Below are 19,103 nucleotides of genomic sequence, written 5' to 3' on the forward strand. Positions count from 1 at the left end.
AGCATGGCTCCGCCCTACGGGTTCGGGGCTGGATCCGGCCTGGCATTCGCCGCCGCGCGCAGGCGGTCCTTCTTGCTCGGCCGGCGGCCCTTGATGCCGCCGTTGTCGGCGGCCACCACGCTGGCCTGCACCGGTGCGTCCTTCGGCGCGAAGCCGTCCCGTTCCTCCAGCGCCACCTGCATGCCGTTGCGCTTGCCGATCAGGCGCCAATGCGCCAGCGCATCGGCATCGACGAAACTCACCGCCAGGCCCTTTTCGCCGGCACGGCCGGTTCGACCGATACGGTGTAGGTAATCGGCCGGCGAGCGCGGCAGCTCGTAATTCACCACCACCGGCAGACGCGCGATGTCGATGCCACGCGCCGCCACGTCGGTGGCCACCAGTACCCGCAGCTGGCCGTCCTTGAAATCCTGCAGCATGCGCACGCGCCGTCCTTGTGACTGGTCGCCATGCAGCGCCTGCGCACTGATGTCGGCGGCACGCAGCTGCGCGGCCAGGCGGTCGCTGTCACGACGGCTGCCGACGAACACCAGCACCTGTGTCCAACCCGGGTCGTCCAGCAGCGACAACAGCAGCTCACTGCGCCGGCCCGCATCGACGCGGATCGCCCGCTGCGCGATCTCCGGTTGTGCCTGGTCGCGGATTTCCACCCGCTGCGGATCGCGCAGGCCGGCCGCGGCCAGCGCCGCGATGTCCGGCGGGAAGGTCGCCGAGAACAGCAACGTCTGCCGGCGCACCGGCAGCTCGGCCAGGATCTGCCGCAGCTCGTCGCCGAACCCGAGCTCGAGCAGGCGGTCGGCTTCGTCCAGCACCAGCAGCTGCACCTGCCCGAGCGAGAGCGCGTTGTGCGCCACCAGGTCGAGCAGGCGCCCGGGCGTGGCCACCACGATGTCGGCGCCGCCGCGCAATGCCATCAGCTGCGGATTGATCGACACCCCGCCCACCGCGCACACCAGGTGCGGCCGACGCGCCATCTGCCGGCCCAGCGTGTTGAACACATCGCTTACCTGCAACGCCAGTTCGCGCGTGGGGACCAGCACCAGTTGCAGCAGCGGGCGCGGCTTGCGCGCCTGGCCCATGGAAAAACGCTGCAGCGCCGGCAGCACGTAGGCCGCCGTCTTGCCCGAACCGGTCGGCGCCAACGCCACCAGGTCACGCCCTTTCACGATCAGCGGCACCGCCTGCTGCTGGATCGGCGTGGGTGCGGCATAGCCGGCCTGCTGCAATGCCTGCTGCAACGCAGGCAACACATAGGGCGAGAGGCCGAGCTGGGAGAAAGGCATCGAACGGGATTCCGGGAAAAGACGGGATGCGAGTCTACGCGCTTGCCCGTGGCAGGCGTGCCTGCAGGCCCCGCGCCTGCAACTGCTCAAGCACGCCCTCGATGATGGCCAGGTTGTGCCCGTGCGCCGACCCTTCGTGCAGCAACACGATCGCGCCGGGCCGCAGGTCGGCGGCAATCCGACGCACCACGTCCTGCGGCTGGCAGGCCACGCCGTCGAAGCCGCGCGCGCTCCAGCCCACCCGCGTGAGCCCGTGGCGCTTGAGCGCGGCGGCGACGAACGGGTTGGTCATGCCCACCACCGAGCGGTACCAGCGCGGCGGGCTGCCGGCCAGTTCGCCCAGTGCCTGCTGGCATCCCTGGATCTGCGCCGCCATCGCCGCCGGGCCCAGTGCCCAGAACCGCGCCTGGGGGTGGGAATGGCTGTGGTTGCCGATGCCGTGGCCACGGCGCAGCACCTCGTGCACCAGCGCCGGCCGTGCCTGCGCACGCTCGCCGACCATGAAGAAGGTGGCCTTGGCCTGGTAGCGATCAAGCAGGTCGAGCACGGCCAGGGTGTCGTCCGAGGGGCCATCGTCGATGGTCAGCCACACGTCCGCGCCCGCCACGCGGCTGACCACCGGGGCGTAGAAACGGCTGTTGGGCAGGAACACCGGCACCACGAACAGCGCATGGCTGGCCAGCAGCAGCGGCAGCCCCCAGGCCCAGCCCAGCACCCACCAGGCCAGTGCCACCAGCCCCTGCGAAACCACCAGCCACGGCACCCAGCGCCAGGGGCGCACGGGAACGCGATACAGGGTTTCCTTGGCGGTCATGCCCGGGGGTGCCTCACAGCGTAGAATCGGACATTGTCACAGACCACTTCCACGAGTTCACGATGTCCCTGGATCCCGCCCTGCGCTCGCGCATTGAATCCATCCTCGGCGCCAACCGCGTCGTCCTGTTCATGAAGGGCCAGCCGACCATGCCGCAGTGCGGTTTCTCGGCCAAGGCCGTCGGCGCCCTGCAGGACCTGGGCGTGGAGTTCGCCCACGTCAACGTGCTGGCCGACCAGGAAATCCGCGAAGGCATCAAGGCCTATGGCGACTGGCCGACCATCCCGCAGCTGTACGTGGGCGGCGAACTGGTCGGCGGCAGCGACATCATCCTGCAGATGGCCAACAGCGGTGAGCTGAGCAGCCTGCTGGGCGTGGCCGCACCGGACCGCACCCCGCCGACCATCACCGTCACCCCGGCGGCGGTGGAAATGCTCAAGGGCGCGCTGGCCGACGCCCCGGGCAGCGCCCTGCAGCTGAGCATCGACGCGCGCTTCCAGCCGAACTTCCAGCTGGCCCCGTTCGACGCCAACGCCATCGCCGCCGAATCCAACGGCCTGCGCGTGCAGTTCGACGTTTCCAGCGCCCGCCGCGCCAACGGCATCACCATCGACTGGGTGGACGACATCCGTGGCCAGGGCCTGGCGATCAACAACCCGAACGCCCCCCGGCCGGTGCAGGAGCTGGACGTGCGCAGCGCCGATGACCAGCTGCGTGCCGGCGCCATCACCCTGGTGGACGTGCGCCCGGCCGACGAGCGCGCGATCGCCGCGATCAACGGCCCGTTCGAAACCTTCGACGGCGACAACCGCGCCCGGCTCGAAGCCCTGCCCAAGGACACCCCGCTGGCGTTCCTGTGCCACCGCGGTGGCCGCAGCGCGCAGGCTGCCGACCATTTCCATGGCCTGGGCTTCAGCAACGTGTTCAACGTCACCGGCGGCATCGATGCCTGGTCGGAGAACGTGGACAACAGCGTGCCGAAGTACTGATCACCGCGATCAGGCTGCACGACAGAAAACGCCGGCAATGCCGGCGTTTTTCATACCTGGTGGCGTGCGCCGGTCAGCCGGCGAAACCGCCCTCGGCCAGGAAGTGCAGTTCTTCCGGCGTGGGAATGCGGCCCAGCACCGCATTGCGGTGCGGGAAACGCCCGAAGCGGCGGATGATGTCGCGATGCAGCTCGGCGTACTTCAGGTATTCCAGGTCGCCCAGCACTTCGAACATCGCCACCGAGCGCTCCTGGTCATGCGGGTCTTCCGAATGCTCGAACGGCAGGTAGATGAAGGCCCGCAGCTGCGGGGTCAGCTCGCGGTCCAGGCCTTCCTCGATGGTGCGCATGGCGTAATGCCGGGCCAACCCATCGGTGGCATAGGAGTGCGCGGTGCCACGGAAGCAGTTGCGCGGGAACTGGTCGAGCAGGACCTGCAGGGCCAGCGCGCCCTCGGCGGTCTGCAGCCACTCCTCGCAGCCACGGCGTGCAGCCTGCCAATGCAGGTCGAGGAAACGCTGGCCGAACTCGGCGTCGAACGCATCGTCCCGCGTGAACCAGCGTTTCGGCCCGGCCGCACGCCAGAACTCCACTACAGACTTTGCCGTTTCCATTTCCTTCCCCAGAACCCTGCCCGTATTCAGGCAGCGGTGTTCCCTGCCATAACCCTGTCGCCTTGGCCGGAAGCCGCGCCGACGTGGTCGCTAGCTTAATGGCCCGCAGCAGGGCTGGGTATGACCAACTTGTGAAATAACCGAACCGGGATTGAGACGTACGCCGCATAACAGGGCAACTTGACGGCAAATTTTGAGATAGGGTTCTAACCTTTAAGAACATACGGACCCGGAGGGGGCCTGCATGCGCATCGGAATTGTGGTCGACTCTGCCTGCGACCTGCCCGTTGGATACCTGCAACGCAACAATCTCGTCCTGCTGCCCATCACGGTACGCATCGGCGACACGATCCTGCCGGACAACCGCGACGAAGAGGCCACCCTGGCCTTCATCAAGGGCCCGCTCAGCGACCAGGGCGCCGAGGCCGAAACCACCCCCTACAGTTCCGAGCAGATCCGCGACCTGTTCCTGCACCGCCTGGTGACGGACTTCGACCAGGTCTTCTGCATGACCATCACCCGCACCCGCAGCCCGCTGCATGACAACGCGGTGCAGGCCAGCTACGCCATCCTCAGCGAGTACAAGCCGATCCGCCAGGCCGCCGGCTACAACTCGCCTTTCAGCCTGCGCGTGATCGATACCCAGAACCTGTTCGCCGCCCAGGCGGTCAGCGCGGTGGAGGCGGTGCGCCTGCGCGACAGTGGCGCCACCGTGCCGCAGATGCGCGAGCGGCTGGAACTGGTCGCGGCCAACGTGCACGGCTACATGATCACCCGCGACCTGTACTACATGCGCGCCCGCGCCCGCCACAAGGGGGACCGCAGCGTCGGGCTGTTCAGCGCGGCGCTGGGCAGCGCGCTGGACATCAAGCCGGTGCTGCATGGCTACCGCGGCAACACCGAGCCGGTGGCCAAGATCAAGGGCTTCGACAACGCGGTGCAGTCGCTGTTCGGCTTCGTCGGCAAGCGCGTGGCGGCCGGGTTGATGACGCCGGTGGTATGCGTGAGCTACGGCGGCCCGCTGGAAGAACTGCGCACCCTGCCCGGCTACCGCGAGCTGCGCGACACCTGCGACCAGCACGGCGTGACGCTGATGGAAGCGCTGATGAGCCTGACCGGCATGGTCAACGTCGGCAAGGGCGCGGTGACCATCGGCTTCGCCGACGGACCACATGCTTTCTCGGCCTGATCCGCCGCGAATCGTGTACGGAATCACGACGCCGTTCGTGCAAGACTGCGCCACCTGAAAGGAGACTCCCATGCCCGTGTATTCGATTTCGCTGCCTGATCCGAGCAAGGCCCGCGGCAGCGATCCGCGCCTGTCCTTCACCGCCAGCGGCGCCGACGCTTTCGCCGAGCAGTTGCAGGCGGCGCTGCGCACCCCGGAGCTGTTCGAGCGCTGGAAGGCCACCCAGGACGAGCCCGATGACGTGGATCCGTCCCTGGGCGCCACGGACCCGGCCGCCACGGTCACCGGCCAGCAGGCCGACCTGCGCATCAACCTGCAGGCCACCACCACGTTGGCGGGCGATCTGTTCAAGCATCGCCTGCGCCTGCTGGCCGGCAGCAACTGGGAACTGCGCGACGTGCGCTGAGCCTTGGGCACGCCTGTCCTGTTGTCCTGGAGCGGCGGCAAGGATGCCGCCTGGGCCCTGCACGAACTGCGCCAGCGCGACGAGGTGGAGGTCGTCGCGCTGCTGAGCACGCTGACCGAGGGGTATGACCGCGCGTCGATGCAGGGCGTGCGCCGCGAGGTGCTGCAGGCCCAGGCCGAGGCGGCCGGGCTGCCCCTGCTGGAGGCGTGGATCCCACAGGCCTGCGACAACACCCTGTACCTGCAGCGCATGGCCGACGCCCTGCTGCAGGCACGGCTACGTTGGCCCGGCCTGCACACCCTGGCGTTCGGCGACCTGTTGCTGGAGGACATCCGGCGGTGGCGCGAACAGCAATACGCACCGCTGGGCTGGCAGACGGTGTTCCCGCTGTTCGGCCGCGACACCGCACAGCTGGCGCGGCAGATGATCGCCGGCGGCCTGCGCGCCCGGTTGTGCTGCGTGGACAGCCAGCGGCTCGACCCCGGGTTCGCCGGCCGGGCGTTTGATGTCGCCCTGCTCGATGCCCTGCCCGGCACGGTCGACGCCTGCGGCGAGAACGGCGAATTCCACACCTGCGTCAGCGACGGGCCGATGTTCCTGCACCCCCTCACCCTGCACCAAGGACAGACCGTGCTGCGCGATGCGCGCTACGTCTATACCGACTTCCACCGCTAGCGCCGCCCTGGCGGTACCGCCTGCGACCGCACGGCGCCACGGGGGGCTTCCGTCAACAGGCGACCGGCCCGCCCAGTGCCCCGCGCACCATCACCCGGTTGCGGCCGGCGTGCTTGGCCGCATACAACGCGGCGTCGGCATCGGCCAGCAACTGCCCGCTGTCCGGCATGACCGGGGGATGCAGGAATGCCACGCCGATGCTGATGCTGACCGGCCCCTCCGGCAGGCGCAGGGCCTGCACCGCCACCCGCAGCCGTTCGGCCAACGCCAGCACCCCGTCCAGGTCGCACCCTGGCACGATCACCGCGAACTCCTCGCCGCCATAGCGCGCCACGCGGTCGGCCGCGCGTTGCACGGTCGCCTGCAACTGCGCCGCCACCGCCTGCAGGCAGCGATCTCCCGCCGGATGGCCGTGCGCATCGTTGAATGCCTTGAAGTGATCGATGTCCACCAGCAGCAGCGCCAGTTCGGTGCCGCTGCGCCGGGCCCGGTTCCATTCATTGCGCAGCGTCGCATCGAACTCGCGGCGGTTGGCCACGCCGGTGAGGCCGTCCTGCCGCGCCAGCTGGTCCAAGGCCGCCTGCCGCTCCAACAGGTGGATCTGCAGCAGCATGCTGCGCAGGCCGAACCCCAGCGTGGCGACCACGAAGCCGGCCAGGGCCAGCGGCCGTGCATGGTCCACCACCAGCGTGCCGACCACCAGCAGCAACAGCGGCAGGATCATCGGGCCACCGGCCTGCACCAGCCGTGACAGGCGCGAGTGCCGTGCCGGCGCCGGTACCAGTGCAGGCGCCGGCGCAAGCGCAAGCACCCCCAGCAGCAGGAATGGCAGGTCGATCAGCAGGTCGTTGTAGGCGCCGAAGGCGTCCTCCGACGTGAAGTGGTTGATGTAGCCGGCCACCAGCAGATAGGCCACCGCGTACAAGGCCAGCGCCCGGAAGAAGCTGCGCCGCTCGGGCACATCGCCGGCCAGCCACCGCACCACCGCGAAGCCGGCGATGCACAGGTTCTGGATGTCGAACATGTAACGCATGTTGGCCATCGCGTGTTCGTCGACATCGATGCGACCGGCGAAGAACCCGGCATGCACGAAGAACAGCACGCCCAGCAGTGCCGCCATCGCGGCGTCGATCAGGCTGATGCTCAGGCGCTCACGCCGCGCGCGGGCCAGGATGAACACCAGTGGCACGCCATACAGCACATACAGCAGCAGGCTGACGCGCGGGGTGACGTCGGCACGGCCCGCGCCCAGCGCATCGACCATGTTCAGGGCCATGCCACCGGCCCACAACAGCAACGCCAGTGCGGTGGCGCGCCAACCCGGTGCCGCGCGGTCACGCCGTGCCCGCCACAGGCAGGCCCCGGCAGCCAGCAGCGGTGCGAGCGTCAGGAACACGAACGAACCCGCGCCGGTCTCCCCCGGCCACAGGGTCATGACCAGGGCATGACAGGCCACATACAGCAGAACCAATACCACCGGCATGCATCCCCCGTCGACCAGGCCGCATGCACGGACGATAGCGCGGCCGTCGCCACGACCGCGTGATCCACACCCCCGAATGGCGTGCCGGCGAACGGCCGGCACCCATGTACCGCAAGGAACCTCGGGTCCCCGCCCCTCAGCCCTTCAGCGCGCGGGCGTGATGGACGATGTGCTCGCCGATGAAGCTGGCGATGAAGTAGTAGCTGTGGTCGTAACCGGGTTGCAGGCGCAGGGTCAGCGGATGGCCCACGGCGGCACATGCCGCCTGCAGCAACTGCGGACGCAACTGGGTCTGGAGGAATTCATCCGCGTCCCCCTGGTCCACCAGCAACGGCAGGCGCTCGGCTGCGTCGGCCACCAGTGCGGTGGCGTCGTACTGCTGCCACGCCATCGCGTCTTCGCCGAGGTAGGCGGTGAATGCCTTCTGCCCCCACGGCACCTGCGACGGTGCCACGATCGGCGAAAACGCCGACACGCTGCGGTAGCGCCCCGGGTTCTTCAGCGCGACAGTCAACGCGCCGTGCCCGCCCATCGAATGGCCACTGATCGCACGCGCGCCATTGGCCGGCAGGTTGGCTTCCACCCAGGCCGGCAGCTCGTCGACGATGTAGTCGTACATGCGGTAGTGCCGCGACCACGGCTCGCGCGTGGCATTGACGTAGAAACCGGCGCCCTTGCCGAGGTCATAGCCCTCGGCATCGGCCACCGCCTCGCCGCGCGGGCTGGTATCCGGGGCGACGATGATCACCCCGTGTTCGGCGGCATAGCGTTGCGCGCCGGCCTTGGTGATGAAGTTCTGCTCGGTGCAGGTCAGCCCGCTCAGCCAGTACAGCACCGGGCACGGGCCGTGCTCGGCCTGCGGCGGCAGGTACACGCCGACCGTCATCTCGCAGCCGAGCACGTCCGATGCGTGCCGGTAGACATCCTGCCAGCCACCGAAGCAGGCGCGGTGTTCGATGCGTTCGGCCGCCATCTCAGTTATCTCCCGATGCCGACGGCAACCGGATCTCGCAGGTCTTCAACGCCTCCAGGCTGCCCTTCACCTCGATGCGTGATTCGCTGGCCAGGCTGCCGATGCGCAGTACATAGAACGACTCCGGGATATCCTCGTACTCGTCGGGTGCCGCGATCAACACACCTGCGGCGACGAAGCCCGCATTCTTCCAGGTGTTACCCAACGACGACAGGATCGACTGATCGATCTTCACCAGGTCCTGCGCCTGCAGTCGCTCGATCGCCTCACGCGCGTCCTGGTTGTCACCCGTGTCGGCCAGCGCGGCGGCCAATGCTTCTTTGTTCAACATCGTGCTCACCTCAGTAATGAATGACCGAACGGATCGACTTGCCTTCGTGCATCAGGTCGAAGGCTTCGTTGATCTTGTCCAGTTCCATCGTGTGGGTGACGAACGGCGCCAGTTCGATGTCGCCCTTCATCGCGTCCTCGACCATGCCCGGCAACTGGCTGCGGCCCTTCACGCCACCGAACGCGGTGCCCAGCCACTTGCGGCCGGTGACCAGCTGGAACGGACGGGTGGAGATTTCCTGGCCTGCGCCGGCCACGCCGATGATCACGCTCTGGCCCCAGCCACGGTGCGCGCATTCCAGCGCCGCGCGCATCACATTGGTGTTGCCGATGCACTCGAAGCTGTGGTCCACGCCCCAGCCGGTCATTTCCACGATCACCTGCTGGATCGGCTTGTCATGGTCCTTCGGGTTGACGCAGTCGGTGGCACCGAACTGCCTGGCCAGCTCGAACTTGGACGGGTTGGTGTCGATGGCGATGATGCGCCCGGCCTTGGCCTGGCGTGCCCCCTGGATCACCGCCAGGCCGATGCCGCCGAGGCCGAACACGGCCACGCTGTCGCCCTCGGCCACCTTGGCGGTGTTGTGCACCGCGCCGATACCGGTGGTGACGCCGCAGCCCAGCAGGCAGACGTGCTCCGGATTGGCTTCCGGGTTGACCTTGGCCAGCGACACCTCGGCCACCACGGTGTACTCGGAGAAGGTCGAGCAGCCCATGTAGTGGTAGATCGGCTCGCCGTTGTAGGAGAAGCGGCTGGTGCCGTCCGGCATCACGCCCTTGCCCTGCGTCGCGCGCACGGCGGTGCACAGATTGGTCTTGCCGCTCTTGCAGAACAGGCACTGGCCGCACTCGGCGGTGTACAGCGGGATGACGTGGTCACCCGGCTTCACCGAGGTCACGCCCTCGCCCACCTCGACCACGATGCCGGCGCCTTCATGGCCGAGCACGCACGGGAACAGGCCTTCCGGATCATCGCCGGACAGGGTGAAGGCATCGGTGTGGCAGACGCCGGTATGGGTGATCTTGACCAGCACTTCGCCCGCCTTGGGCGGGGCGACGTCGATCTCGACGATCTGCAGCGGCTGGCCCGGGCCAAAGGCGACGGCGGCACGTGATTTCATGGGGTTCTCCTGCGCAATGATGGAGCGCGGCACGACGCACCGCGCACTGATTTGAAGGGGTTACTTGAGATAGGAGCGGATCAGGCTGGACATCTCGGCCACGCGCGTGGCGCGCTGCGCATCGGACTGCGCGGGCTGGCCGAATTCCTCGCGCAGGTGCGCCTCCATCACCTCGGACATCAGCCCGTTGACGGCACCGCGGATGGCGGCGATCTGCTGCAGCACCGGGTTGCAGTCCGCCCCGGCCTCCAGCGCGCGCTCCAATGCATCGCACTGGCCCCGGATGCGTTTGACCCGGGCCAGCACCTTCTTCTTTTCCTCGGGCGAGTGCGGCACCGGCCGGCCCCTATCCTGTACTGGGGGATAGTATATTGAGGTGACCCCGGGAATGCCAATGACCTCTTGGCTGGCTGCAGTCATCGGCAAGCGCGCCCAGCAAGGCTGACGCTACCGGGACGCCCCCCTGCCCGATCAGGCCGGTTTCCCGGCCTTGTGATGCGCGACAAGCGCATTGGCATGGCCGTGGCCAAGCTTGTGCTCGGCCTTGAGGAAGGCCACCTGTTCCATGTGCTTCCGGTCCTGGACGGTGTCCAGCAGCGCGAGCCAGTGCGCCACCGGCTTTCCGTAGGTCTTCTCGATGGACGGGAAGTAGGACGCCGGGCCCTTGACCTTGGTATCTGTCGTCATGAACGCTCCTCGTTGTTGTGGTGAGGCCGGCGATCCACCCCCTTGGCGGACCTGACCGTGCTTCTTCTTCCCCGACGAATGAGAGGGCCCGGAATCGACACTCGATTCCATGGATACATGCGCCCCCGCGGTCGGTTTCATTCGCGGAGCTCTTCTCCTCGCCCGTAGGGCCCGTGCACCTGCTGCCTGATCCAGTGCGCAGGCCCGCCCTCCTCCAAACGTCGCCCCCCCCTTCGGATGATGCCCGAGCCGGAATCCTTCATGGCCAACACCCATCAGTCGCATCATGTACAGAAACAGCCTTGACGGATTCAGCTTCCCATCCGTGGATTGCCGGCCTGCATCCATCGTGACGTGCTAGCATGAAATCGCTGGCATGGCCCGCTACGCGCGCTTTGCGCAACTGTCTGGATTGTTGCCCACTTCGCTCCCTTTCATGCGTTACCTGCCCAGATGCATGGGCGGTCGCTCGGCGGAGTGCGCGATGCCCGGCTATACGACACGCAATGTGAAGGTCACCGTCGGTGGCCAGTCTTACCTGCTGCGCATCCTCAGCGACAAGCAGCAATTCAGCGATCCGGACGGCCATGGCGAACGCCTTGGCATTTCCTCGGCGCAATGGAGCCTGTTCGGCCAACTGTGGCCATCCGGACACGTGCTTGCCCAGGCCATGTCCCGCTTCGACATCCAGGGCAAACGCATACTCGAGCTGGGTTGTGGCATTGGCCTGGCCAGCATCGTGCTGATGCAGCGAGGTGCCGATGTGATTGCTTCGGACATGCATCCGTTGGCCGAACCGTTCCTCGCCTACAACGCCGCACTGAACGCACTACCTGCCGTGCACTATCGCCAACTACGCTGGGACAGGGAACTGCCCGCGCTTGGCACGTTTGACCTGATCATCGCCAGCGACGTGCTCTACGAGCGCGCGCAGACCGACTTGATGGCCGATGTCATCCTGCGTCATGCCAAACCCAGCGCTGAGGTGGTCATCACCGACCCCGGCCGGGGCAACAGCGCACGCTTCAGCCGGATGCTGGAACAGCAGGGCTTCGCCTTCCTGTCGACAAGATGCCCGATGGATGATGCCGATACCGAGCCTTTCCGCGGACAGCTGCTTCATTACTCGCGCGGCATGACCGCGGTGGCGACATGAACCGGGTCGAGCGCGAGAAGCGCGCCAAGATCACCTGCGCCACATGCGATGCGCTGTGCTGCCAGCTCACCGTGGTTCTGGATGAGAAGGATGACGTGCCCGCCCACCTGACCACGCATCTTCCCGGCGGCCTGCATGTCATGGCCAAGGATCAGGAGGGGTGGTGCGTTGCCCTGGACGGGCTGCACATGCAGTGCCGCATCTACGCCAGCAGGCCAACCGCCTGCCGATCCTTCGTGATGGGCGGCCCCTACTGTCGCGCCGAGCGCGACGAACATGCCCGGCAGGGCGCTCGCACGATCGCATTGCAACTTATATGAGGAGCACTCCATGGCGACACCTCCCCGCAAGTCGGCCCGCTACCCCGCAGTGAAGACCACTCCGTTCTTCAGCCCGAACGTGCAGAAGCACGACCTGAGTCGTGAGCGCATCGCCGAAGACATGGCCGCATTCCGAAGCGCCGGTGGAAAGATCGAGGTGCTCGGCAATACGCCCTTCCGGATGAAGACCTCGCCGGACAAATCCGCGGCCAACCCGCAGGCGCCGCCCACCGCAGCCGGTGACAGCGCCACGCCCGCCAGGTCGCACAAGCGCAAGTAATCAGCTGGGCCGGGCGCGTGTGCCCGTCCACGCCGCTGCCGGAATCGCATCCGTTCCTGGCGCAGGCCGCGTGCACCGTGGGCTGGCATGCGTGCCGGGCCGCGGATCCGGGCTGCCATGTCACCGGTAGAACATGACTTCCATCACATTCCTGTCGACAAATGCGCGGGATATGCATGGTTGGCACGTCATACCGCGCTGACCTGGTGCATCAGCCCTCTCCGTCCGGAACAACACCGCATGAAGCACGCCGCTATCGTCAACTGCATCGTTGCAATCGCCCTTTCCAGCGCGTCGGTGGCCTGTGCTACTTACGACGACTCAGCAATGAACCAAGCCTGCAATGACTCGGTTTTCGTGAAGGACCTCCCGCCCCAGGTCGCCGCCCGGGAAAGCAAGTGCCGCTCCGCGCAGGTCTGGTCGTCCAATCGTGCCGAAGATGACAAACCGATCGACTTCGGGGGCAAGAAGGACTAACCGCCCACCGCACGCAGGCACCACCGGGCGCCCATCCCCTGATGTGGCGCACCGGCCTGCAAGCACGCATGCCCGGGTGGCGCACCTGGCGGGATCACCGGAACGCGTCCATCAGAAGATAGGTTCCCGGGGCACGCTGGTATTGGTCGATCAAGGGCACCAGCCGCCGGAAGTGCTCCGTACTGCAATGCGCGTCCAGCGCTGCACGGTCCGGCCACTCTTCGATGAAGACGAAATGCCCCGGATCCTTTTCGTCGACGTACAGCGCGTAGGAGATGCACCGTGGCTCCTGGCGGGTGCGCTCGACCAGCTCGCGATAGAGCGGTGCGACCGTCGCGATGTGTTCGGGCTTGATGAAGTCCTGGGCAATCACCTTGAGCACTGCATTGTCATCCTGTGTATCGACATGGGTACCGGCCCACTGCGCGTGCCCCGTGCAAGTCGACCGATGATAGGCCAGTGCCGCGTGCAATACGCCGGGATTTCCGGGGTTGGCGATCCGATACTGCGACAACCACGACAGGATGCCTGCGGATGCCGGGTATCGGTGCCGACCGGGCAAGCTGCATGTACCTGCCCGAAGCGCCACCACGCTGCTGATACTCTTGCCGCTCCCGGATACCCCACCGCTCCCGATGCCAGACGCCCCGCCCCCGCAGTACCGGCTCGACGACCTGCGTATCGACGTGGCTCGCCAGCGGGTGACGCGCGAGGACGGGCAGCTGCTGGACGTGAGCGGGCTCAGCTTCCGCCTGCTGCACTACCTGCTCACGCAAGGCACGCGCGTGGTGGGCTTCGATGAGCTGATCGCGCAGGTCTGGGCACCTGCGCATGTCAACGAGAAAACCGTGACCCAGCGCGTGCGCCTGCTGCGGCAGGCACTGGGCGAGGACGGCCGGCAACCGCGCTACCTGCGCTCTGTGCGCGGCCAGGGCTACCAGCTGTGCAGCGAACCTTCGCTCGACGCGCCACCACCGCCGGCCCCCGCGCACGCGCGACGCGGCTTGGTCATTGCCGGTGCCATCGTGTTGTTGGCGGCAGCAGGCATCGCCTGGTGGCAATGGCCCGACGCCGGCAACCCGGCGCACTCCCCGCTACTGCAGCGCGCCGACTACTACGCCGGCATCGGCCAGCGTGACAACAACGAACGCGCGCTTGCGCTGTACCACCAACGCCTGCAGGAAGCGCCGGATGACGCCCTGGCCACGCTGGGCGCGGCACGCGCCCTGGCCGCGCGCCTGTGCCTGTACAGCGGCAGCCGCGACGATGCCGACCAAGCCCAGGCGATGGCCGAAGCGGTGATCGCCCGCCAGCCGCGGCTGGCTGCCGCGCATGCGGTGCTGGCCTATGCCCATGACTGCCGCGGCGCGGTCGATGCGGCCATCGCCGGCTACGAGCGCAGCGTGCAACTGGATCCCGACGCCGATGCCAGTCGCGCCTCGGCGGCCTACCTGTACGCCCGGCAGGGTCGCCTGGCCGATGCACTCGACGCCAATCTCGCCGTGCGGCATCCCGGGCAGGTGCGCTTCTGGGAGCTGCAGGTGGCCTCAAACCTCGACCTGCTCGGGTACGCCGCCGCAGCCGAAGCACGCTACCGGCGCAGCTTCCAGCTGTACCCGGACAACGTGTTCTCCAACCAGGCCTGGCCCACGTTCCTGTTCGAACATGGGCGCATGGAGGAGGCCCGTGCGGCACTGGCCGAAGCACGGGCGCGTGGCACCGCGCATGCTGGGTTGCACCTGCTCGGTGCGGAACTGGCACTGCTGCAGGGCGATGCCCACGGCGCGCAGGTGGAAGCAGGCAAGGCACGGGCACTGAAGCCGCACGCCAGCCTGCCGCGGACGGTCGCCTGGATCACCGGTGCCGCCGTCCGGCCTACGTCGGCCGAACTGTTGGTGCAATCCAACGCCCTGCGCGAGGGCCTGCAGGGCAGCGATGCCTTCGATGGCATCGACGCCGCCCTGCTGGCCGACCTCGCCGGTGACCGCAGCGCTGCATTGGCAGCGCTGCAGGCAGCCGTTGCCGCGGGCTACCGCGATGCCAACTACCTGCGCGTGTCACCGCTGCTCGCGGGCCTGCGCAGCGACCCCGGCTTCACGCCGGTGCTGGCAACGATCACGTCCGCCGTCGCCGCCGAGCGGGCACGCATCAACGCGTCCGGGCGGTTGCCGGCCGACGCGAAGGACGTCACGGCAACGCGCTGAGGATGTAGTCCTGCAGCAGCTTGCGGGTTTCCTGGTGCATGCCGCGCTGGTTGTAGCGGGTGCGCGTGACCACGACCACCAGTTGCTTGTCCGGCACCACGAACACCGCATTGCCACCATTGCCTGACATCGTCCACGCATGCAGCTCCTGCGTGCCCATGGTGATGGTGAAGCGCCACATCTGGTAGCCGTAATCGGCGTCGAACGGGGTCTGTGCGCGCACCTGCATCATCGCCTGCACCCAGCCCGGCGACAGCACCTGTCGTCCGTTCCAGCGACCACCGTCGGCCAACAACTGGCCGAGCCTGGCCAGATCGCGGCTGCGGTACTCGGTGCCACCGCCGCCCATGCCGACGCCTTCGGAGGCGTGTTGCCAGACCGAGCCGCTGATGCCCAGCGGGCGCTCCAGCGCGTCTGCCGCGAAGCGCTCCAATGGCATCGCGCTGGCGCGCTCGACGATGGCGCCGAGCAGGAACGAATTGGCGGTGCAGTAGGCGAACGCACGGCCGTGCGGACTGTCCGCCGGTCGCTTCACCCACGGCGCGTAGCCGCGTTCGGGCAGGTCCAGGGTGAAGCCGGTCCAATCGGCGCTGACATACATGCGCTCCTCATGCCCGGCCGAGTATTCGTTGTTGTCATCACATTCCCACTGCGCGCTCATGCTCAGCAGGTCCTCGACGGTGGTGGCGTCCTTGAACCTGCCCGGGTGCGCGGGCGTGCGCTCGGGGAAGAAGCCAAGCACCTTCGCGTCGACCCCGGTGATCAAGCCACGGTCGATGGCCGCCCCGACCAGCATCGCGGTCACGCTCTTGGTCAACGAGCGGGTGTTGTGCAGGGTCGTGCGGTCGGCACCGTTGAAGTAGGCCTCGTGTACCAGCTTGCCGCGGTGGACGACCAGCACGCTGGTGGTGTCGGGCGCCTCGCCGCCACGGATCGCGGCATCCAGCGCGGCAAGGCGAGTGGCATCCAGGCCCTGGCTGGCGGGGTCGGCGACGGTCCAGTCAGGGGACGTGGAGGCCGCGGCGGAGGCGGCCAGGGAGGGAACGAAGGAGGCAAGGACGGCAAGCAGGGCGAGGCGGATCAGGCGGGGCATGGAGGCGCTCCAGGTAGGGAGCGCCCAGCCGACCATGGCCCCGAATGAAATGCCTGATGTGCGGATGAAGATTAATGAAGTCGTTTCCAATCAAACGGTTGCACCGCATTCGCGCTCACTGGGATCAGCCAGCGAGCCAGGCGTCCGTCGAGGTCACGCGCGCATAACCGAAGGCGAAGGCCGCCATCATCGCCGCATGCACCTGCGCCGCCGGGGCGGTGACGCCGTTGAACGCCAGGTCCAGCGTGGCGCAGGCATCGTGCAGCACGGTGACCGTGTAGCCGAAGTCGGCGGCGGCCCGCACGCAGGCGTCCACGCACATATGGCTCATCGCACCGATGACGACCACCTCGCCAACACCGCGGGCATCCAGCTGCTGCTTCAGGTCGGTGTCGCGGAACGCATTGACGAAGTGCTTTGTGATCACCGGCTCGCCTTCCCGCGGGGCGACGGCGGCCTGTATCTCCACCCCGTCCGAGCCCGGCACGAAGATTGGCGCTTCGTTGCTGGCCGATTCGTGGCGGACATGCAGCACCGGGATGCCGGTGCGGCGGGCTTCGGCGATGACCGTCACCGCATGAGCGACGGCGGCCTCGATGCCGGTGAGTGGCAGCTTGCCGGTGGGCAGGTATTCGTTCTGCAGATCAATGACGATGACGGCGCGCTTGTGCATGGGGCTCCCGGTTCACGTATGGAAAACGTGGGAGAATTTTCCGCCGCCGGCCGCACGCAGCGAAGGGGCATTACCGACATTCTTGAGGGCTGCACCGACAGATGCACCACGACCGCCACATCGAGATCGGGATACTGCGCTACCCCGGCGCACAACTGGCGGCCGTACTCGGACTGGCCGACCTGCTCGCCCTGGCCGCCAGGATCGCCCACCGTCACGCGCCCGCAGGACCGCCGCAGCTGCATGTCACCCAATGGCATATCGCCGTACCGGGGCAGCGCCCAGCGCCGGATGCACCTTCCCCCGCGCAGGGCAGCCTGCGACCGCACGTATTGATCCTGCCGCCGAGCCTGGAGGAACCACCCACCGCCGAGGCGGCCGCGCCCTACCTCGATTGGCTGCGTGGCCTGCATGACACCGGCAGCACGCTCGCCTCGGTCTGCGCCGGGGCCTACCTGCTGGGCGAAACCGGGCGCATCGATGGCCGCACCATCACCACCAACTGGGCGTTCAACGACAGCTTCGCCAGCCGCTTCCCTGCGGTGCGGCTGGACACCGACCAACTGGTCATCGACGACGGCGACATCCTGACCGCCGGCGGGGCGATGGCCTGGATCGACCTGGGCCTGCGCCTGGTGGAGCGCTACCTCGGCGCGGCGGTGATGCTGGACACCGCACGCACCCTGCTGGTTGATCCGCTCGGACGCCAGCAGCGTTACTACAGCAGCTTCGCGCCCCGCGTCTCGCATGGCGATGCAGCGGTGCTGGCAGTGCAGCAATGGCTGCACGAAACACATGCCAAGGCGGCGGCCCTGCCCGAGCTTGCGGGCCGCGCCGGGCTGGAGGAGCGCACCTTCCTGCGCCGTTTCCAGAAGGCCACCGGCATGACCGCCACCGAGTACGGGCAGCGCGTGCGCGTGGCCCATGCACGCGACCTGCTGCAGTCCACCCGGCTGCCACTGGAACGCGTGGCCTGGGACGTCGGCTACAGCGACCCGGGCTCGTTCCGCAACGTGTTCCACCGCATCGTCGGCCTGACCCCGGGCGAGTACCGGCGGCGGTTCAACGCGGGCTGAGGTCCTCAGCCTTCCAATCCGGATTTGAGCCGGTCCAGCAGGGTCAACGCATGGGTGGTGTACTGGCTGATCCAGCGCTCGTGGATGTGCTTGATGGGCAGCGGATTGAGGTGGTTCCAGCGTTCGCGCCCTTCGCGCTGGACGATCACCAGGTCGGCCGCTTCCAGCACCTTCAGGTGCTGCATGACCGTGCAGCGGTCCATGTCGTCGAATGCCTCGCACAGCATGCCGGTGGTGCGTGGCTGCGCCTTCAGGCAGTCGAGCAGCGCCCGCCGCCGGGGGTGGGCCAGCGCCTTGAAAACCGTGTCTTCCGCATCGCCATCCATCATGTTATATATTTATAACACATAGCCACCCAGTGCAAGAGGAGCAGTGCCATGAAGCCTGAATTCCGGGTATCCGCACGCATCGCCAAGCCGGTCAGCGCGGTGTTCGATGCGGTCGTGAATCCTGAAACGCTCAGCGCGTACTTCACCACCCTGGGCGGCGCCAGCGCACCGCTGGTGGCCGGTACGACGGTGCTGTGGTGGGGCGACGTGCCGGTGGACGTGGCCGAGTTGATACCGGACAACCGCATCGTCCTGCATTGGGATGGCCCCCGCGCCGCCGATGGCACCGCCACCTACAAGACCCGCATCGAAATGAACTTCACCGCACTCGATGGCGACGCCACCCTGGTCACCATCGCCGAGACCGGTTGGCATGAGGACGTGCAGGGCCAGCGCAGCGCCTACATCAACTGCGAAGGCTGGTCGCAGATGCTCAGCTGCATGAAGGCATTCCTGGAGTACGGCATCAACCTGCGCGCGGGCTACTACCCCAGCGAACTCAATGGCGAACCGGCGCGCGCGCCGCTCGTGGACGACGAATAGAACCCCGGAGCATCCGCCATGCATACGACCTTCCAGGGCGGCATCGACATCGCCATCAAGGTGCCGCCGCATCAGTACGAGGCAACGCTGCAGTTCTACCGGGACGTCATCGGCCTGACCCCCATCACCGACAAGCTGCCGGACATCGGCTTCGCGCTGGGGCCGACCCGGCTGTGGATCGCCGAAGCACCGGGAATGAGCCAGGCCGAAGTGTGGCTGGAGCTGTTCACCGAGCGCTTCGAGGACGCCGCGGCACATCTGGCCAAGGCCGGCGTCGTCCGCTGCGACGCCATCGAACCCCTGCCGGAAGGCTTCCGGGGTGGCTGGATCACCAACCCCGCCGGCATCGTCCACATGGTCCGCGAGCCGGATGCGTGGTGACCGGCGTG

Annotated in this window: 25 protein-coding genes; 12 read left to right on the plus strand and 13 right to left on the minus strand. The window is 67.5% G+C overall.

The genetic code is table 11. From position 1 onward, the window contains the following. Positions 1-14 precede the first annotated feature (14 nt). Both AC06FE_RS08355 and AC06FE_RS08360 read right to left on the minus strand, forming a co-directional pair. Positions 15-1,283 (minus strand): DEAD/DEAH box helicase, encoded by a 1,269-nt coding sequence (locus AC06FE_RS08355; RefSeq protein ID WP_478072771.1) that lies wholly within the window; start codon positions 1,281-1,283, stop codon positions 15-17. 34 nt (positions 1,284-1,317) lie between these two features. Beyond that, positions 1,318-2,097, minus strand: coding sequence for a polysaccharide deacetylase family protein (locus tag AC06FE_RS08360; RefSeq protein WP_446540014.1), 780 nt, complete (start codon positions 2,095-2,097; stop codon positions 1,318-1,320). A 62-nt stretch (positions 2,098-2,159) separates the two neighbouring features. Between AC06FE_RS08360 and grxD the strand changes: the two genes are divergently transcribed. After that, complete coding sequence (grxD, locus tag AC06FE_RS08365; RefSeq protein ID WP_192287614.1) at positions 2,160-3,086, plus strand: Grx4 family monothiol glutaredoxin; 927 nt, start codon at positions 2,160-2,162, stop codon at positions 3,084-3,086. 73 nt (positions 3,087-3,159) lie between these two features. On the opposite strand, the gene AC06FE_RS08370 is transcribed toward grxD, so the two are convergent. Beyond that, a complete protein-coding gene (locus AC06FE_RS08370; RefSeq protein WP_132865580.1) occupies positions 3,160-3,699 on the minus strand; it encodes a DUF924 family protein in 540 nt (179 codons plus the stop codon). A gap of 244 nt (positions 3,700-3,943) precedes the next feature. On the opposite strand from AC06FE_RS08370, the gene AC06FE_RS08375 reads away from it, so the two are divergent. The 3 genes from AC06FE_RS08375 to AC06FE_RS08385 all read left to right on the plus strand — a co-directional run bounded on the left by AC06FE_RS08375 (position 3,944) and on the right by AC06FE_RS08385 (position 5,969). Further along, positions 3,944-4,888 carry a DegV family protein gene (locus tag AC06FE_RS08375; protein ID WP_192287615.1) on the plus strand — a complete coding sequence of 315 codons (945 nt, stop codon included), beginning with the start codon at positions 3,944-3,946 and terminating at the stop codon, positions 4,886-4,888. 70 nt (positions 4,889-4,958) lie between these two features. Beyond that, positions 4,959-5,294, plus strand: coding sequence for a hypothetical protein (locus AC06FE_RS08380; RefSeq protein WP_132865584.1), 336 nt, complete (start codon positions 4,959-4,961; stop codon positions 5,292-5,294). A gap of 3 nt (positions 5,295-5,297) precedes the next feature. Next, positions 5,298-5,969, plus strand: coding sequence for a Dph6-related ATP pyrophosphatase (locus tag AC06FE_RS08385; RefSeq protein WP_478072772.1), 672 nt, complete (start codon positions 5,298-5,300; stop codon positions 5,967-5,969). Positions 5,970-6,021: 52 nt separating this feature from the next. Here AC06FE_RS08385 and AC06FE_RS08390 read toward each other — a convergent pair whose 3' ends face one another. The 6 genes from AC06FE_RS08390 to AC06FE_RS08415 form a co-directional block, all read right to left on the minus strand. Then, entirely contained in the window at positions 6,022-7,452 is a 1,431-nt protein-coding gene (locus tag AC06FE_RS08390; RefSeq protein ID WP_192287617.1) for a GGDEF domain-containing protein, read from the minus strand. A 136-nt stretch (positions 7,453-7,588) separates the two neighbouring features. Further along, positions 7,589-8,425, minus strand: coding sequence for an S-formylglutathione hydrolase (gene fghA, locus AC06FE_RS08395; RefSeq protein ID WP_192287618.1), 837 nt, complete (start codon positions 8,423-8,425; stop codon positions 7,589-7,591). A gap of 1 nt (position 8,426) precedes the next feature. Next, a complete protein-coding gene (locus AC06FE_RS08400; RefSeq protein ID WP_478072773.1) occupies positions 8,427-8,756 on the minus strand; it encodes a hypothetical protein in 330 nt (109 codons plus the stop codon). Positions 8,757-8,766: 10 nt separating this feature from the next. Continuing rightward, a complete protein-coding gene (locus tag AC06FE_RS08405; protein ID WP_313252172.1) occupies positions 8,767-9,876 on the minus strand; it encodes an S-(hydroxymethyl)glutathione dehydrogenase/class III alcohol dehydrogenase in 1,110 nt (369 codons plus the stop codon). Positions 9,877-9,936: 60 nt separating this feature from the next. Continuing rightward, positions 9,937-10,212, minus strand: coding sequence for a metal/formaldehyde-sensitive transcriptional repressor (locus AC06FE_RS08410; protein ID WP_192287621.1), 276 nt, complete (start codon positions 10,210-10,212; stop codon positions 9,937-9,939). A gap of 135 nt (positions 10,213-10,347) precedes the next feature. After that, complete coding sequence (locus AC06FE_RS08415; RefSeq protein WP_478072774.1) at positions 10,348-10,563, minus strand: DUF4287 domain-containing protein; 216 nt, start codon at positions 10,561-10,563, stop codon at positions 10,348-10,350. Between the two features lie 484 nt (positions 10,564-11,047). Here AC06FE_RS08415 and AC06FE_RS08420 point away from each other — a divergent pair, with 484 nt between their 5' ends. From AC06FE_RS08420 to AC06FE_RS08435, 4 genes are all read left to right on the plus strand, one after another. Then, the gene (locus tag AC06FE_RS08420; RefSeq protein WP_313252597.1) at positions 11,048-11,719 is read left to right on the plus strand and encodes a class I SAM-dependent methyltransferase; all 672 of its coding nucleotides are present in this window, start codon (positions 11,048-11,050) and stop codon (positions 11,717-11,719) included. Then, positions 11,716-12,039 (plus strand): YkgJ family cysteine cluster protein, encoded by a 324-nt coding sequence (locus AC06FE_RS08425; RefSeq protein ID WP_132865593.1) that lies wholly within the window; start codon positions 11,716-11,718, stop codon positions 12,037-12,039. The genes AC06FE_RS08420 and AC06FE_RS08425 overlap by 4 nt, the downstream gene beginning before the upstream one ends. Positions 12,040-12,049: 10 nt before the next feature. After that, positions 12,050-12,319 carry a hypothetical protein gene (locus AC06FE_RS08430; protein WP_192287953.1) on the plus strand — a complete coding sequence of 90 codons (270 nt, stop codon included), beginning with the start codon at positions 12,050-12,052 and terminating at the stop codon, positions 12,317-12,319. A 117-nt stretch (positions 12,320-12,436) separates the two neighbouring features. Beyond that, positions 12,437-12,796, plus strand: coding sequence for a hypothetical protein (locus AC06FE_RS08435; RefSeq protein WP_478072775.1), 360 nt, complete (start codon positions 12,437-12,439; stop codon positions 12,794-12,796). Positions 12,797-12,890: 94 nt separating this feature from the next. On the opposite strand, the gene AC06FE_RS08440 is transcribed toward AC06FE_RS08435, so the two are convergent. Next, positions 12,891-13,178: a putative quinol monooxygenase gene (locus AC06FE_RS08440; RefSeq protein ID WP_478072776.1), complete on the minus strand. Its 288-nt coding sequence runs from the start codon at positions 13,176-13,178 to the stop codon at positions 12,891-12,893. Between the two features lie 253 nt (positions 13,179-13,431). Between AC06FE_RS08440 and AC06FE_RS08445 the strand changes: the two genes are divergently transcribed. Then, entirely contained in the window at positions 13,432-15,000 is a 1,569-nt protein-coding gene (locus tag AC06FE_RS08445; RefSeq protein WP_478072777.1) for a winged helix-turn-helix domain-containing protein, read from the plus strand. Here AC06FE_RS08445 and AC06FE_RS08450 read toward each other — a convergent pair. Both AC06FE_RS08450 and AC06FE_RS08455 read right to left on the minus strand, forming a co-directional pair. Further along, positions 14,984-16,093, minus strand: a complete 1,110-nt coding sequence (locus tag AC06FE_RS08450; protein WP_478072778.1) for a serine hydrolase domain-containing protein — start codon at positions 16,091-16,093, stop codon at positions 14,984-14,986. The genes AC06FE_RS08445 and AC06FE_RS08450 overlap by 17 nt on opposite strands. A 124-nt stretch (positions 16,094-16,217) precedes the next feature. Then, entirely contained in the window at positions 16,218-16,766 is a 549-nt protein-coding gene (locus AC06FE_RS08455; RefSeq protein WP_478072779.1) for a cysteine hydrolase family protein, read from the minus strand. Between the two features lie 101 nt (positions 16,767-16,867). Between AC06FE_RS08455 and AC06FE_RS08460 the strand changes: the two genes are divergently transcribed. Continuing rightward, on the plus strand, positions 16,868-17,842 hold the full coding sequence (locus AC06FE_RS08460; protein WP_478072780.1) for a GlxA family transcriptional regulator: 975 nt from the start codon (positions 16,868-16,870) through the stop codon (positions 17,840-17,842). A gap of 5 nt (positions 17,843-17,847) precedes the next feature. Here the strand turns inward: AC06FE_RS08460 and AC06FE_RS08465 are convergent, their stop codons facing one another. Then, positions 17,848-18,171: an ArsR/SmtB family transcription factor gene (locus tag AC06FE_RS08465; protein ID WP_478072781.1), complete on the minus strand. Its 324-nt coding sequence runs from the start codon at positions 18,169-18,171 to the stop codon at positions 17,848-17,850. Between the two features lie 48 nt (positions 18,172-18,219). On the opposite strand from AC06FE_RS08465, the gene AC06FE_RS08470 reads away from it, so the two are divergent. Together AC06FE_RS08470 and AC06FE_RS08475 are read left to right on the plus strand one after the other, a co-directional pair. Then, the gene (locus tag AC06FE_RS08470; protein WP_478072782.1) at positions 18,220-18,714 is read left to right on the plus strand and encodes an SRPBCC domain-containing protein; all 495 of its coding nucleotides are present in this window, start codon (positions 18,220-18,222) and stop codon (positions 18,712-18,714) included. Between the two features lie 18 nt (positions 18,715-18,732). Beyond that, positions 18,733-19,095: a VOC family protein gene (locus AC06FE_RS08475; protein WP_132865603.1), complete on the plus strand. Its 363-nt coding sequence runs from the start codon at positions 18,733-18,735 to the stop codon at positions 19,093-19,095. The last annotated feature ends 8 nt before the right edge of the window (positions 19,096-19,103 follow it).

The sequence above is a fragment of the Stenotrophomonas sp. Steno-C18 genome (assembly GCF_056393195.1).

What these genes read in the sequence shown, in the direction of transcription:
- AC06FE_RS08450 (WP_478072778.1), bottom strand. Translation starts at nt 16,093, where the DNA reads ATGCCCCGCCTGATCCGCCTCGCCCTGCTTGCCGTCCTTGCCTCCTTC.
- AC06FE_RS08475 (WP_132865603.1), top strand. Translation starts at nt 18,733, where the DNA reads ATGCATACGACCTTCCAGGGCGGCATCGACATCGCCATCAAGGTGCCG.
- AC06FE_RS08355 (WP_478072771.1), bottom strand. Translation starts at nt 1,283, where the DNA reads ATGCCTTTCTCCCAGCTCGGCCTCTCGCCCTATGTGTTGCCTGCGTTG.
- grxD (WP_192287614.1), top strand. Translation starts at nt 2,160, where the DNA reads ATGTCCCTGGATCCCGCCCTGCGCTCGCGCATTGAATCCATCCTCGGC.
- AC06FE_RS08415 (WP_478072774.1), bottom strand. Translation starts at nt 10,563, where the DNA reads ATGACGACAGATACCAAGGTCAAGGGCCCGGCGTCCTACTTCCCGTCC.
- AC06FE_RS08435 (WP_478072775.1), top strand. Translation starts at nt 12,437, where the DNA reads ATGTCACCGGTAGAACATGACTTCCATCACATTCCTGTCGACAAATGC.
- AC06FE_RS08405 (WP_313252172.1), bottom strand. Translation starts at nt 9,876, where the DNA reads ATGAAATCACGTGCCGCCGTCGCCTTTGGCCCGGGCCAGCCGCTGCAG.
- AC06FE_RS08430 (WP_192287953.1), top strand. Translation starts at nt 12,050, where the DNA reads ATGGCGACACCTCCCCGCAAGTCGGCCCGCTACCCCGCAGTGAAGACC.
- AC06FE_RS08370 (WP_132865580.1), bottom strand. Translation starts at nt 3,699, where the DNA reads ATGGAAACGGCAAAGTCTGTAGTGGAGTTCTGGCGTGCGGCCGGGCCG.
- AC06FE_RS08420 (WP_313252597.1), top strand. Translation starts at nt 11,048, where the DNA reads ATGCCCGGCTATACGACACGCAATGTGAAGGTCACCGTCGGTGGCCAG.
- AC06FE_RS08460 (WP_478072780.1), top strand. Translation starts at nt 16,868, where the DNA reads ATGCACCACGACCGCCACATCGAGATCGGGATACTGCGCTACCCCGGC.
- AC06FE_RS08455 (WP_478072779.1), bottom strand. Translation starts at nt 16,766, where the DNA reads ATGCACAAGCGCGCCGTCATCGTCATTGATCTGCAGAACGAATACCTG.
- fghA (WP_192287618.1), bottom strand. Translation starts at nt 8,425, where the DNA reads ATGGCGGCCGAACGCATCGAACACCGCGCCTGCTTCGGTGGCTGGCAG.
- AC06FE_RS08400 (WP_478072773.1), bottom strand. Translation starts at nt 8,756, where the DNA reads ATGTTGAACAAAGAAGCATTGGCCGCCGCGCTGGCCGACACGGGTGAC.
- AC06FE_RS08390 (WP_192287617.1), bottom strand. Translation starts at nt 7,452, where the DNA reads ATGCCGGTGGTATTGGTTCTGCTGTATGTGGCCTGTCATGCCCTGGTC.
- AC06FE_RS08465 (WP_478072781.1), bottom strand. Translation starts at nt 18,171, where the DNA reads ATGATGGATGGCGATGCGGAAGACACGGTTTTCAAGGCGCTGGCCCAC.
- AC06FE_RS08375 (WP_192287615.1), top strand. Translation starts at nt 3,944, where the DNA reads ATGCGCATCGGAATTGTGGTCGACTCTGCCTGCGACCTGCCCGTTGGA.
- AC06FE_RS08470 (WP_478072782.1), top strand. Translation starts at nt 18,220, where the DNA reads ATGAAGCCTGAATTCCGGGTATCCGCACGCATCGCCAAGCCGGTCAGC.
- AC06FE_RS08425 (WP_132865593.1), top strand. Translation starts at nt 11,716, where the DNA reads ATGAACCGGGTCGAGCGCGAGAAGCGCGCCAAGATCACCTGCGCCACA.
- AC06FE_RS08380 (WP_132865584.1), top strand. Translation starts at nt 4,959, where the DNA reads ATGCCCGTGTATTCGATTTCGCTGCCTGATCCGAGCAAGGCCCGCGGC.
- AC06FE_RS08445 (WP_478072777.1), top strand. Translation starts at nt 13,432, where the DNA reads ATGCCAGACGCCCCGCCCCCGCAGTACCGGCTCGACGACCTGCGTATC.
- AC06FE_RS08360 (WP_446540014.1), bottom strand. Translation starts at nt 2,097, where the DNA reads ATGACCGCCAAGGAAACCCTGTATCGCGTTCCCGTGCGCCCCTGGCGC.